Raw genomic sequence first — 12,290 nt, 5'->3', positions numbered from 1 at the left:
ACGTTGGGACCGTCACGGACGACGACGGAGGTGCCTCGCATGCGGATCGCCACAACGATCTTCCTCACCGACGAGACGATCACGCCGGTCCGGCTCGCTCGCGAGCTGGAACAGCGGGGGTTCGCCGGGCTGTATCTGCCCGAGCACACCCACATCCCCGTGAGCCGGGAGACCCCGTATCCGGCAGGGGGCGAGCTGCCGCCCGAATACGGCCGCACCCTCGACCCGTTCGTCGCCCTGGGACAGGCCGCCGCCGTCACCGAACGGCTGGCCCTCGGCACCGGCATCACGCTGATCGCCCAGCACGACCCGATCGACCTGGCGAAACAGGCCGCTACGCTCGACCACCTCTCCGGTGGCCGGTTCACACTCGGCATCGGTTTCGGCTGGAATGTGGAGGAGGCCGCCGACCACGGCGTGGAGTGGTCGACCCGGCGCGCCCTCGGCAGCGACCGGCTGGCCCTGATGCGTGCCCTCTGGGCGGAGGAACCGACGGCGTACGAGGGTGAGTTCGGCTCCGTCCGGGCGAGCCACGCCTACCCGAAGCCGGTGCAGGCGCCGCGCGGCCAGGTGAACGGCCCGCGCACCCTCATCGGCGGGGCGGCGGGACCGAAGCTGTTCACGCAGATCGCCCAGGACGCGGACGGCTGGCTGCCGATCGGCGGGCGCGGCCTGTCGGAGTCCGTGCCGAAGCTGCGCGCCGCCTGGGAGGAGGCCGGCCGCGACCCGGAGCAGCTCCAGGTGGTGCCCTACGCCGTCCGGCCCTCCCCGGGCAAGTTGGCGTACTACGCGGATCTCGGTGTCGACGAGGTCGTCCTCCAACTGCCCCCGGCCGGGGAGGCGGAGGTGCTGCGTGCCCTGGACGCTTACGCCGCCCATTTGTGAGGGAACCGTGGCCGAGAAGCGGTCGGGCGTGACCTTCGATGCAACCGACGACGCTAAAATCGCATCTATCACCTCCGGACATCGATGGTGCGGCCCGTGTGCGTGTGTGCTCGGCTGCCTGGGAGCGGGAGCACGATGAACAGGCCGTTGCGCCACATAGCCATCTTCTGCGGGCTGCTGATGCTGGCCCTGCTGATACGGGCCAACTGGCTCCAGTACGCGCAGAGCGAGGAGCTGGCCACCCACGAATACAACCGGCGGGTCAAGATCACCCAGTTCGCCACCCCGCGTGGCGACATCATCGTGGGCGGCAAGGCGGTCACGGGGTCGAAGGAGGTCGAGGGGACCGACTTCAAGTACCAGCGGACGTTCAAACAGGGTCCGATGTACGCCCCCGTCACCGGCTACGCCTCCCAGGCGCAGGGCATGTCCCTCCTGGAGAACACGTACGACAGCGTCCTCAGCGGCCAGGACGAGCGCTTCGCCTTCCAGCAGGCCAAGGACATCCTCACCGGTGAGGAGCGGAGCGGCGGCAATGTGGTCACCACCATCGACCCGAAGGCGCAGGAGGCGGGCTACAAGGGCCTGAGCGACCTGGACGCCCGGGGCGCGGTCGTCGCCCTCGAACCGTCGACGGGCAAGGTCCTCGCCCTGGTCTCGACGCCCTCGTACGACCCCTCGGTCTTCGCCGGCAACTCCTTCAAGGAGGGCGACAAGTTCCAGGCGCTGGTCGACGACAAGGGCAAGCCGCTGGCCAACCGGCCGCTGCGCGAGACCTTTCCGCCCGGCTCCACCTTCAAGATCCTCACGGCCGCCGCGGCCCTGGAACACGGCGTCGTCACGGACGTCGACGCCCCCACCGGCGCGGTCTCCCCGTACCCGCTGCCGCTGTCGTCGAGCAAGATCAGCAGCGAGGCCGGCGACGCGGTCTGCAACAAGGCGTCGATGAAGACGGCCATGCAGTACTCCTGCAACAACGTCTTCCTGGACGCCGCCCTCAAGGTGGGCGACCAGGGGATGCGCGAGACGGCCGAGAAGTTCGGCTTCAACGCGGACGTCTACTCCGAGGCCTTCGGCGACATGCTCGCCACCAAGAGCCTCTACCCCGAGAAGCTCGACAAGCCCGGCACCGCCCTCACCGGCATGGGCCAGGGCAGCCTCACGAGCACCCCGATGCAGATGGCGATGGTCACGGCGGCCCTCGCCAACGACGGCAAGCTGATGCAGCCGTACATCGTGGAGAAGCTGGACGGCCCGGACCTGTCCACGCTGGAGGAGCACGAGCCGCAGCTCAAGAGCGAGGCGGTCTCCGAGGAGACGGCGAAGAAGGTCCAGGAGATGATGGAGTTCACCGCCAAGGAGGGCAGTGCGAAGCGCGCCCTGATCGACGGTGTGACGGTGGGCGGCAAGACGGGTACGGCCCAGCGCGGCGACGACGTGAGCAAGGAAGTCCCGTACGGCTGGTTCGTCTCGTACGGCAAGAAGGCCGACGGCCAGTCCGTGGCGGTCGCGGTGTTCATCGACCCGACGGCGATGGACATCTCCCGCTCGGACATCTCCGGCGGTGGCCTGGGCGGCCCGATCGCGAAGGACGTGATGGAGGCGGTGCTGGGGAAGTAACCGGGCACCCTGTGAACCGCAGCCCCCGTCCGGTGACACACCGGACGGGGGCTGCGGTCATCCGGCGGGCCGGTGCGGCAGGCCCGCGGGCGTCGGCGCGACCGGGGGGACGGAGAGCACGGGCTCCGCGCCCTCCGCGCTGCCTCCGGCCAGCCGCAGGGCCACGGCCGCGGTCAAGCCCGCCAGAAGGCCCCAGGTCAGGGCGGCCGGGACGTGGCCGCCGAGGGCGCCGGTCAGGTACTGCCCGCCCCACCGCAGGCTCGAGTCCGCTCCGATCACCGCGAACTGGAACAGCTGGCTCGCCAGCAGCCCGACGACCGTCGCGCAGACCCCGCAGACCGCCGTCGCCGGCACCGTGGCCCGGGTCAGCAGGACGGGCAGCAGCCGCAGCGCCCACCACACCAAGGCGAGCAGCAGCACGTCGGCGAGTCGGTACAGGAACCAGAGACCGGGGGAGCCGGCCGTCGGGGCGTTCCAGCCGCCGAGCAGCAGCCATGCGCGCAGCAGGTCGCCCGGCTCGGAGAGCAGCCCGCCGGAGAGGGAGGCCGTCTGGATGGACGCCGCCACGGACTCGTAGGAGAGGACCACCAAGGAGAGGGCGACCACGGCGGTGCCGGCGGTCGCGGCCAGGCGGGCCGCCCCCACCGGAACGGCTCCCAGTGGCAGCGGGCCGGCGCCCTTGGCGGTGATCCGCGCCACGAGCACGGTGACGACCGCCGCGACGAACGAGGCCACCACGTTGATCTGCTGCCCGGAGGAGGTCATGCTCGCCAGCTGGGGCAGGAGGCGGTAACTGCCGTGCCCGTACGAGGCGACGATCCAGGGCGCGGAGACGGTCGCCGCCAGCATTCCGGCGACCATGCCCCAGGCCCACACCGCGAGCAGCGCGGCCGGCGTCCGCCGGTTCACCGGAGGCAGCCTGCGCACGAGTACCAGCGCCCCTGCCACGAAGAAGACGAAGACCGCGGCGAACCGGATCTGCATGCCCGTCTCGTACAGCGAGAGATAGCGCTCGGGGTCGGCCGAGGCAGGGTCCGCGATGTCCCCCAGCACCCCGGTGCCGAAGCGGACCGAGTCCGGGGGATCGTACGACCATGGCGAGAGCCATTGCTGGAGATCGGCGACCACCCGGCCGCCGAGCACGTCGGTGGCACCCTGGAGGTGCAGCGCGCTCGCGCTGGCCCCCGCCCACCACAGAAGCGCCGTGAGCAGCACCCCTCCGGCCAGTACCGGTATCGCCGCGCGCCCGTATCCCATGTGCTGCCCCCCGCTTGTCCGTTCACGCCGTGGGTCCCCCTGACCGGAGGGAGATTACGGGCCGGCGATCACGTCCGGATCACGTTCGGGTCATCGCTCGCCCGGGCGACGTGCCCGTCCGGGCGGATGAGCGCGGTGTGCACGGTGGACCAGGCGGGGCGGGTGCAGGGCCGGGACGCGGCACGGGTGAGGGCTCCGGGCATCGGCGCGGGGGTGCCGGCGAAGCCGAGGAGGACGTGTCGGCCGGAGTGGAGGGCAGTGAACAGGTCGGTGCCGTCGGCGAGTTCGAGGTTGGGCGCACGGTGGCCCGTCAGGGGGTGGCCTGGGGCCAGGGGCGGGTAGGCGACCCCGATCGCGGAGAGCCGTTCGGCCAGGTTCCGGGAGAATTCGGGGACGGTGGCGATGAGTTCGCTGAGCAGGGCGCGCAGGTCCTGGCCCTCGGCCGAGTGGGCGTTGATCAGGGCTGTCTGGGCCCGGGTGCTGATCAGCAGGTCTGCGCCCACCGGGTGGCGTTCGGAGTGGTAGCTGTCGAGGAGGCCGTCGGGAGCCGAGCCCGCCAGCGTCGCGGCCAGCTTCCAGCCGAGGTTCGTCGCGTCCTGCAGGCCGACGTTGAGGCCGACGCCTCCGGCCGGGAAGTGCATGTGCGCGGCGTCGCCCGCGAGCAGGACGCGGCCCTTGCGGTAGGAGGCGGCCTGGCGGGTGGCGTTGCCGAACCGGGAGAGCCAGCTCGGGTCGCGCATCCCGAAGTCGGTGCCGGCGATCCGGGTCACCTTGGCGCGGAGGGCGTCCAGGGTCAGTTCGCCCGGGTGGTCCGGGCCGTTGCTGTCCGTGTCGCCGCCGACGATCCGGTGGATGCCGCCCGGCATCGGGACGACCATGACGCCGCCCTTCGGGCCCGAGGCGGCGTAAGCCGCGCCCTCGGGCGGGGTGTCCAGGACGACGTCGCCGAGCCAGCCCCACGTCGTGGCGTCGGTGCCGGGGAAGTCGATCCCGGCGGCCTCGCGCACGGTACTCCGGGTGCCGTCGCAGCCGACGGCGTACGCGGCGCGCAGGGTGTACGGGCCTTCGGGGCCGGACACCTCCAGGGTCACCCCGTCCTCGTCCTGGGCGAGGCCGGTCACCCGGTGTCCGCGCCGGATGTCGGCGCCCGCCGCCAGAGCGTGTTCCTCCAGCAACTCCTCGGTGCGGGCCTGCGGCAGGGCGAGCGTGAAGGGGTACGGGGTGTCCAGGGCGCCGAAGTCCATCCGGGCGTCCAGGCCGCCGAAGTGTCCGCTGGGTATGCGCCGCCCCTCGGCGAGGAAGGGCTCCAAGGCACCCCGGAAGCCCAGGATCTCCAGTGTGCGGGGGTGGAGGGTGAGGGCCTTCGAGTGGGGGTCGCGCTCGTGCCTGGCTTCCAGGACGGTGACGGGCGTCCCGGCCAGGCGCAGTTCGGCGGCCAGCCACAGGCCGGTGGGCCCGCCTCCCGCGATGACGACGTGTTCCATGGGGCGGCTCCTCGTGCTCTTGGTCAGTGACCAATGGGATGTGTGCCCAGTAGACTAGGTCGGTGACCAAGAAGCAAGCGGAGAATCCCGCGCCCACCCGGCTCGGCCCTGACGCGGTGGTGCGGGCGGGGCTGGAGCTGCTGGACGAGAAGGGCGCGGACGGGCTCTCGATCCGGGGCATCGCGGACCGGCTCGGCGTACGGATGAACACCGTGCTCTGGCATGCGAAGACCAAGGCGCGGCTGCTGGAGCTGATGGCGGACGCGATCCTGGCCGAGGTGCCGGTGGAGGGGCTGCCCGAGCCCTGGGAGCCCCGCGTCCGCGAGCTGTTCCACCGCTACCGCCGGGCTCTGCTCGCCCACCGTGACGGCGCCAGGATCGTGGCCGGCACGTATGCCGCCGAACCCGCCACGCTCCGCTTCGCCGAGCTGGTGGTCGAGGCGCTGCTGACCGGCGGGCTGCGGGAGCGGGAGGCTGTCTGGACGGCCTGGACCCTGGTCTACTTCACCCTCGGGCTGGCCCAGGAGGAGCAGGCGCTGCCGGACGCGAGGGGCCCGGCGTTCGCCCGACGGCTGGGTGCGGGGGAGTACCCGTCACTGTCCCGGGCGGCAAAGCACTTCGAGGACGCCTCCTTCGACGAACGCTTCGACTACGGGATCTCCCGCATCCTCGGGGGGTGAGGCGGGAGGGCACACGAAGGGCCGGGCCCTCCACCCCTGATGGAGAGCCCGGCCCGGTTTCGCGGGGGACCTGAGCGGTGGCGCCGGTGTCAGGACCGGGTCAGCGCTTGATCTCCTTGATCTTGAGCATCCGCGTGATGACCTTGTCGAGCTCGTCGTCCTTGAAGACGTTCTTCCAGTCGTCGCGGACGATCGACTCGCGGCCGTAGTCCATCGCGATCAGACACGCGTCGGAGAACGGGTTCGAGCCCTTGAGCGTGTTGGCCAGCGCGACCTGGGTGTGGCCGAGGAGCATCGCGCGAGCCGCCTTCTCCGGGACGCCCACCGTGTGGACCGTCTCGTGGAGGGCCTCGGTCAGCAGGGCGCCGACCATGCAGGCGATCGTCTCGACCAGGGTCGGCTCCAGGACCGCGAGCTGCTTGACCGTCACCCAGTGCACCTCGACGACCGGGGCGTACATGGTGCTGATGACCGCTTCGGCGAGCTCCTGGGCCGCCGGGTCGGCGGACTCGGCGGCGGGCTCGAAGGAGGCGACGACCTCCTGCGGGGCGGCGATGCCGCCGAAGGTGTCCGCCCACTCTTCCTTCGTCGTGCGCTCCAGGAACACCGACGGGTGGCAGGGGTGTGCCACGGCGTTGTGCACGTCCGCGCGGCGGGTCAGCAGACCGGCGTACGCGGCGGCCGGGTCCAGGGTCAGCAGGATCGCGCCGGGCTTCATGACGGGGACGAGCTGCTCGGAGACCGTGCCGAGGACGACGTCCGGGACGGCGAGGATCACGACGTCGGCCTGCGCGGCCGCGTCGGCGCTGTCCGTCAGCTCGCGGCCGAGCTCGCGGATCAGCTCCTGGCCCTTGGGGGAGTTCTCGGCGAAGAGGGTGGTGAAGTCGCTCTTGACCAGGTTGTTGGAGACGCGCTGCCCCATCTTGCCTGCGGCCCCGATGACGGCGACGGTCTTGGATCCGGTGGCCATTACTTGCTCCTCAGAAGGGTGTTGATGCTGTGCCGGGTCCACCGGTCCTCCAGGCGGGCGGTTTCCTCGAAATCGCCCTGCCAGGGGAGCCAGTGCTCCACGATCTGGTTGATGCCACGCTCGTCGGGACCGACCTTGCGGATCATGTGGTCGTAGTCGAGGAGGCCTTCGCCGAGAAGGCAGCCGGCGAAGGTGAAGCCGACCCAGCCGTCGCGGCGGGAGAACGAGAAGTCCTTGACGTGGATGTTCACCACGTAGGGGGCGGTGGCGTCGACGACGTCCACCGGGCGCTCCAGCCGGGCGACGCTGTTGCCCGGGTCGAGGACGACGCCGAGGTTCGGGCTGTCCACACCGCGCACGACGGCCAGCAGGTCGTCGGTGGAGACCTGTTCGTAGGTCTCCAGGCCGAGCGTGACGCCTGCCGCCGCGTAGGCGGGGACGGCTTCGCGCAGGAGCGTCGTGGCCTCCGCGACGGACGGCCGGTGGTCCGCCGTGTTCAGCATGGAGCGGACCAGGGTGACGCCCAGGCGCCGCGCGATGCGGAGGTAGGTGGAGAGGTGTTCCGTGCGTACGCCCCTGGTGCCCAGCTCCAGCGTGATGCCGTGGCCGGCGGCGGTGGCGCGCAGGGCGTCGAGCTGTTCGTCGCCGTACGACTCGATCAGCGGGTAGTCGCAGATCTGGAAGACCTCGCCGCCCAGCTCCCGGGTCTGCGCGAGCATCTCGTCGAGCGTGAGAGGGCGGGGGGCCCTGTCCGAGATGCGCCAGAAGAAGGCGTAGGTGCTCAGGCCGTACACGCGGCGGCTCCTTCCCGCGCCTCGTCGAGGATGCGTTCCACCGCTGCCGGGTCGTGGGCGAAGCGGCCGAGGAACAGGCCGTCGACGCACGGGCCCAGCTCGGTCAGCAGCCCCGGGCCCGCGCTGCCCCCGTAGATCACGCGGCTGCCGGACAGGGAGGGCTGGGTGGCGAGCCAGGCCGTGAGGGCCTCGCAGACCGTGCGGATGTGCTCGGGGGAGGCGGGGCGGGGGGCGCCGATGGCCCACTGCGGTTCGTACGCGAGGACGACCGGGGCGAGCGGGCCGTCGTGGGCCGCCGTGGCCAGGACGCGCTCGGCCTCGGCGACCGTGCGGGCAGCCGCCTCGGCGGGGGACACCTGGTCGAGTTCGCCTACGCAGAGCACCGGGGTCAGCCCGTTGCGCAGGGCGGCGGCCGTCTTGGCGGCGACGACCGTGTCGCCCTCGCCGAAGAGCCGGCGGCGCTCGGCGTGCCCGACCTCGGCGTAGCGGGCGCCGATCTCGTGCAGGTGCGCGCCGCTCACCTCGCCGGTGTACGGGCCGGAGTCGTCGGTCGCGAGGTCCTGCGCCCCGGTCCGCACCTGGGTGCCGGCGAGGATGCCGGTGACCGGGACGAGTGCGGGGAAGGCGGGCAGCACGAACAGCTCGGCCGTGCCGTCGGTGACGGCCGGGTGCCGGGCGGCCAGATCCGCGATGCTGCGGGCCCAGTTGAGGGTCTCGTGGTGGCCGAAGTACATCTTCAGGCTCACCCCGATCGTGACCTGGGGGCGGTTCTGCGCGGGCATCAGGCTGCGGCTTCCTGCTTGTTCTCGTAGTCGTCCATGAGCGCGACCTTGGCGGCGGACGCCGACGCCTCGTCGAAGCGGTACGTCAGCCACTCGGAGGCCAGCCGGCGGGCCAGCTCCAGGCCGACGACGCGCTGGCCGAAGGTGAGGACCTGGGCGTTGTTGGAGAGCACCGCGCGCTCTACGGAAAAGGAGTCGTGGGCGGTGACGGCCCGGATCCCCCTGACCTTGTTCGCGGCGATGGCCACGCCGAGGCCCGTGCCGCAGACCAGCAGCGCGCGGTCGGCCTCGCCGCGGGCGATCATCTCGGCCGCGGCGATGGCGACCTTCGGGTAGGCGGTGTGCCCGTCCGCGTCTACACCGACATCGGTGACGGCTTCGACGAGGCCGCTGGCCTCCAGGTCCTTCCTGAGGGCTTCCTTGTACGCGTAGCCGGCGTCGTCGGAGCCGACGACGACGCGGAGCTTCTCGGACGGCTTCTCGGACCGCTTCTCGGACATCAGTGGTTCTCCAGGGTGGGTACGAACACGCCGTGCACGGCACGGACGATCAGGGCGAGCGAGTGGGCTCCGGCGTCCGGGGTGCCGAGGCTCTTCTCGGCGTGCGGGCGGGCGCGGCCCATTCGCGGGAGCAGGTCCGCCGTGGCCTCGGCGGCGGCGGAGGCGGAGTGCGCGGCCGTGTCCCAGGCGGTGGCCAGGGGCTGCCCCGCCTCGGCGGCGGCCGTGAGCGCGTAGGAGAAGGGGACCAGGACGTCGACCATGGTCTTGTCGCCGACCTCCGCCTTCCCCAGCTCCATCACGCCCGCCGCGGCCCGGGCGACCCCGGTGGCGACGACGGGGGCCGTGGGCCGCTCGGTGTCGCCGAGCGCGGTGCCGAGCGCCCGGAGGATGACGCCCCACAGGGCGCCGGAGGTGCCGCCGGCCCGGTCGGCCCAGGCATCGGCGGCCCGGTGCAGAAGCGTTTCTGCACCGGCGCCGAGCGCTTCGGCACGGGCAGCCGCGTCGTACGCCCCGGTGGAGCCGCGCTGCATGCCGATGCCGTGGTCCCCGTCACCGGCGACCGCGTCGATCCGGCCGAGCTCCTCGGCGTGGACGTCGACGGTCTCCTTGAGTACGCGCAGGGCGGCGAGGACCGTGCGGGCGGCCTCGCGGGAGGCGTCGGTGGCGGGCGGGACGGTCTCCTCGGCCGTCTCCGCCGACGGGTCGGGTACGAACAGGTCAGCCTCCTCGACGGTGCCCTTGCGGTAGGCGGGGGCGTCGGCCGGGGCAGTCCACAGAGGCTCCAGCTCGTCGGTGAGCCAGCACAGGGTGAGCGAGACACCGGCCATGTCGAAGCTGGTGACCAGCTCGCCGACCTCGGGGTCCACGGCCTCCACGCCGGCCTCGGCGAGGAGCTGGGCGACCCGGCGGTAGACGACGAACAGCTCCTCGTACTTCACCGAGCCGAGGCCGTTGAGGATCACCGCCGCACGCTCGCCGCGCGGGGATCCGACGCCTTCGGGGAGCTCGCCGAGGACGGTCGCGACCAGGAGCTCGGCCGCCTCGTCGGCGGTCGGCACGGGCTGCTCGCCCATGCCCGGTTCGCCGTGGATGCCCAGTCCGACGGCCATCCGGCCCTCGGGGACGCTGAACAGGGGGTGGTCGGCGCCCGGCAGGGTGCAGCCGGAGAACGCGACACCGAAGGACCGGGTACGGGCGTTCGCCAGCTCGGCGATCCTGGTCACCTCGTCCAGCGGCAGTCCGGCCTCGGCCGCGGCCGAGGCCGTCTTGAAGACGACCAGGTCCCCGGCGACACCGCGGCGCTTGTGTGCCTCGTCGGGGGAGGCGCTGGACATGTCGTCCGTGACACCGAGCGTGCGGGTGGGGACGCCCTCCGCGGTGAGCCGGGCTGCGGCCTGGCCGAAGTGCAGGACGTCGCCCGCGTAGTTCCCGTACGCGAGGAGGACGCCGCCGCCGGTCTCGGCGGCCCGCGCGACCTGGCGCACCTGGTGGGCGGAGGGAGAGGCGAAGACGTTGCCGACGGCCGCGCCGTGGGCGAGGCCCTGGCCGACCAGCCCGGAGAAGGCCGGGTAGTGGCCGGAGCCGCCTCCGACCACCACGGCGACCTGACCGGGGGCGGTGCGGGTGGCCCGGACCACGCCGCCGGGGACCTGGCGGACCCTGCGGGGGTGGGCGGCGACGAAGCCTTCGAGCGCCTCGTCGGCGAAGGCGGCGGGGTCGTTGGACAGGCGTGTCATCAGCGGACCTCTGCGAGGGGCCGGCCCTGGTTCGCGCCCCGGCCCCTGGACCGGTTGGCGAGCCACAGCATCAGCGCGGCGGACATGAGCATGAAAGCCCCGACGAGGAACAGCGGCAGGTAGTAGGCACCGCTGAAGTCCTTCAGCCAGCCGGTGACGTAACCGGCGGCGAAGCCGGCCACGTTGCCCGCGGTGTTGATCAGGGCGATACCGGCCGCGGCTGTCGCGCCGGTCAGGAACTGCGAGGGGACGGACCAGAAGACCGGCAGCGCGGCGAAGATCGCACAGGCGGTGACGGTGATGACGGCGACCGTGGCGGCCGGTGAGCCCATGTAGAGGGCGATCGGGATGGAGATCCCGCCGACGACGGCCGGACCCGCGATGTGCCAGGTGCGGACACCGTGCTTGGTGGCGTGGCGGGACCAGAAGTAGAGGACGATCGCGGCCGGGAGATACGGGATGGCGGTGATCAGGGCCTTGTCCATCACGCTGAACGTCGTGCCGAACTGCTCCTGGAAGCCGTTGATGATCGTCGGCAGGAAGAAGGCGAGGGCGTACAGGCCGTAGATGAAGCCGAAGTAGATGAGGGCGAGTGTCCAGACGCGGCTGTTGGTGAAGGCGGCCTTCAGGGCCGCCTTGCCGTGGGCGGTCTTCTCGTCCGCGCCGGTCTTGCCGGCGTTCTCGGCGGCGAGCTCATCGGTGAGCCAGTCCCGCTCCTCGGGGGTCAGCCACTTCGCGTCGGCCGGCTTGTCGATCAGGTAGAACCAGGCGATGACGCCCAGCAGGATCGCCGGGATGGACACGCCGAGGAACATCACGCGCCAGCCCTCGAGGCCGAAGAGGCCGTGCTGGTTGATGAACCACCCGGCCAGCGGGGCCCCGATGACGGTGGTCAGGGGCTGCGCCAGGTAGAAGAGGCCGAGCACCTTCGTACGGTGCCGGGAGGGCACCCACTGGCTGAGGAAGAGGATCGCGCCGGGGAAGAAGCCCGCCTCGGCGACACCGAGCAGGAAGCGGAGCGTGTACAGCTGCTCGCTGTTCTGCACCCAGGTGAAGAGGAGGGCGACGACGCCCCAGCTCACCATGATCCTGGCCAGCCAGCGCCGGGCGCCGAACTTGTGCAGTGCCATGTTGCTGGGCACTTCGAGAATGATGTAGCCGATGAAGAAGACGCCGGAGGCGAAGCCGAACTGTGCCGCGGTGAGGGCGAGGTCCTGCCCCATGCCGTTGGGCTCGGCGAACGAGACGGCCGTCCGGTCCAGGTAGTTCACGAAGAACATCAGGGCCACGAAGGGGACGAGCCGGACCGAGACCTTCTTGATCGCTGATCTCTCGATCGCTGAATGCGCAGTGGCGCCCATGGAGACTCCTCGCTTGCGGACCGCTTTGTCCGATTCCGTGTCTACTCCGGCAGGCGAAGGCGAACCGTGGAAGGTTGTGTTTCCGGCCGGTGAACAACTCCAAGCTAGCCCTGGATCCTAAATTGGTCACCAATTTACCAAAGTGACGTAGGTCGCTCCCCTGAGCTCTTCTCCTGGGCCGATGAGCGCGTTATCGTCCGCCCGCTCCGGGGTTCCGCCGC

General features: G+C 71.5%; 11 protein-coding genes. 3 read left to right on the top strand and 8 right to left on the bottom strand.

Features of this window, described 5'->3' with window-relative positions:
• The first annotated feature begins 39 nt into the window (after positions 1-39).
• Both OG379_RS17180 and OG379_RS17175 read left to right on the top strand, forming a co-directional pair.
• Positions 40-885, top strand: coding sequence for an LLM class F420-dependent oxidoreductase (locus OG379_RS17180; RefSeq protein WP_405663726.1), 846 nt, complete (start codon positions 40-42; stop codon positions 883-885).
• 135 nt (positions 886-1,020) lie between these two features.
• A complete protein-coding gene (locus OG379_RS17175; protein WP_405663723.1) occupies positions 1,021-2,505 on the top strand; it encodes a peptidoglycan D,D-transpeptidase FtsI family protein in 1,485 nt (494 codons plus the stop codon).
• 57 nt (positions 2,506-2,562) lie between these two features.
• Here the strand turns inward: OG379_RS17175 and OG379_RS17170 are convergent, their stop codons facing one another.
• Together OG379_RS17170 and OG379_RS17165 are read right to left on the bottom strand one after the other, a co-directional pair.
• Entirely contained in the window at positions 2,563-3,762 is a 1,200-nt protein-coding gene (locus tag OG379_RS17170; protein WP_405663721.1) for a hypothetical protein, read from the bottom strand.
• Positions 3,763-3,830: 68 nt separating this feature from the next.
• Entirely contained in the window at positions 3,831-5,246 is a 1,416-nt protein-coding gene (locus OG379_RS17165) for an FAD-dependent monooxygenase (protein WP_405663719.1), read from the bottom strand.
• A gap of 62 nt (positions 5,247-5,308) precedes the next feature.
• Here OG379_RS17165 and OG379_RS17160 point away from each other — a divergent pair, with 62 nt between their 5' ends.
• Positions 5,309-5,926, top strand: a complete 618-nt coding sequence (locus OG379_RS17160) for a TetR/AcrR family transcriptional regulator C-terminal domain-containing protein (protein ID WP_405663716.1) — start codon at positions 5,309-5,311, stop codon at positions 5,924-5,926.
• A gap of 100 nt (positions 5,927-6,026) precedes the next feature.
• Here the strand turns inward: OG379_RS17160 and OG379_RS17155 are convergent, their stop codons facing one another.
• Genes OG379_RS17155 through OG379_RS17130 form a run of 6 tightly spaced genes read right to left on the bottom strand, consistent with a single transcriptional unit; the run spans position 6,027 to position 12,069 of the window.
• Positions 6,027-6,896, bottom strand: coding sequence for a phosphogluconate dehydrogenase C-terminal domain-containing protein (locus OG379_RS17155; RefSeq protein WP_393758518.1), 870 nt, complete (start codon positions 6,894-6,896; stop codon positions 6,027-6,029).
• Positions 6,896-7,690, bottom strand: coding sequence for a sugar phosphate isomerase/epimerase family protein (locus OG379_RS17150; protein WP_405663713.1), 795 nt, complete (start codon positions 7,688-7,690; stop codon positions 6,896-6,898). Before OG379_RS17150 ends, OG379_RS17155 begins: the two co-directional genes overlap by 1 nt.
• Entirely contained in the window at positions 7,678-8,472 is a 795-nt protein-coding gene (locus tag OG379_RS17145; RefSeq protein WP_405663711.1) for a triose-phosphate isomerase family protein, read from the bottom strand. The genes OG379_RS17150 and OG379_RS17145 overlap by 13 nt, the downstream gene beginning before the upstream one ends.
• Positions 8,472-8,972 carry a ribose-5-phosphate isomerase gene (locus tag OG379_RS17140; protein ID WP_405663708.1) on the bottom strand — a complete coding sequence of 167 codons (501 nt, stop codon included), beginning with the start codon at positions 8,970-8,972 and terminating at the stop codon, positions 8,472-8,474. Before OG379_RS17140 ends, OG379_RS17145 begins: the two co-directional genes overlap by 1 nt.
• The gene (locus OG379_RS17135) at positions 8,972-10,708 is read right to left on the bottom strand and encodes a dihydroxyacetone kinase family protein (RefSeq protein ID WP_405663705.1); all 1,737 of its coding nucleotides are present in this window, start codon (positions 10,706-10,708) and stop codon (positions 8,972-8,974) included. The genes OG379_RS17140 and OG379_RS17135 overlap by 1 nt, the downstream gene beginning before the upstream one ends.
• A complete protein-coding gene (locus OG379_RS17130) occupies positions 10,708-12,069 on the bottom strand; it encodes an MFS transporter (RefSeq protein WP_405663703.1) in 1,362 nt (453 codons plus the stop codon). Before OG379_RS17130 ends, OG379_RS17135 begins: the two co-directional genes overlap by 1 nt.
• Positions 12,070-12,290 lie beyond the last annotated feature (221 nt).

The organism is Streptomyces sp. NBC_01166 (assembly GCF_045039765.1).
Taxonomy (GTDB): domain Bacteria; phylum Actinomycetota; class Actinomycetes; order Streptomycetales; family Streptomycetaceae; genus Streptomyces.
This window is presented reverse-complemented; position numbering and strand designations above follow the sequence as displayed.

Excerpts from the sequence above, each read along its gene's own strand:
- OG379_RS17180 (WP_405663726.1), top strand. The coding sequence starts at position 40 with ATGCGGATCGCCACAACGATCTTCCTCACCGACGAGACGATCACGCCG.
- OG379_RS17175 (WP_405663723.1), top strand. The coding sequence starts at position 1,021 with ATGAACAGGCCGTTGCGCCACATAGCCATCTTCTGCGGGCTGCTGATG.
- OG379_RS17170 (WP_405663721.1), bottom strand. The coding sequence starts at position 3,762 with ATGGGATACGGGCGCGCGGCGATACCGGTACTGGCCGGAGGGGTGCTG.
- OG379_RS17165 (WP_405663719.1), bottom strand. The coding sequence starts at position 5,246 with ATGGAACACGTCGTCATCGCGGGAGGCGGGCCCACCGGCCTGTGGCTG.
- OG379_RS17155 (WP_393758518.1), bottom strand. The coding sequence starts at position 6,896 with ATGGCCACCGGATCCAAGACCGTCGCCGTCATCGGGGCCGCAGGCAAG.
- OG379_RS17145 (WP_405663711.1), bottom strand. The coding sequence starts at position 8,472 with ATGCCCGCGCAGAACCGCCCCCAGGTCACGATCGGGGTGAGCCTGAAG.
- OG379_RS17140 (WP_405663708.1), bottom strand. The coding sequence starts at position 8,972 with ATGTCCGAGAAGCGGTCCGAGAAGCCGTCCGAGAAGCTCCGCGTCGTC.
- OG379_RS17135 (WP_405663705.1), bottom strand. The coding sequence starts at position 10,708 with ATGACACGCCTGTCCAACGACCCCGCCGCCTTCGCCGACGAGGCGCTC.
- OG379_RS17130 (WP_405663703.1), bottom strand. The coding sequence starts at position 12,069 with ATGGGCGCCACTGCGCATTCAGCGATCGAGAGATCAGCGATCAAGAAG.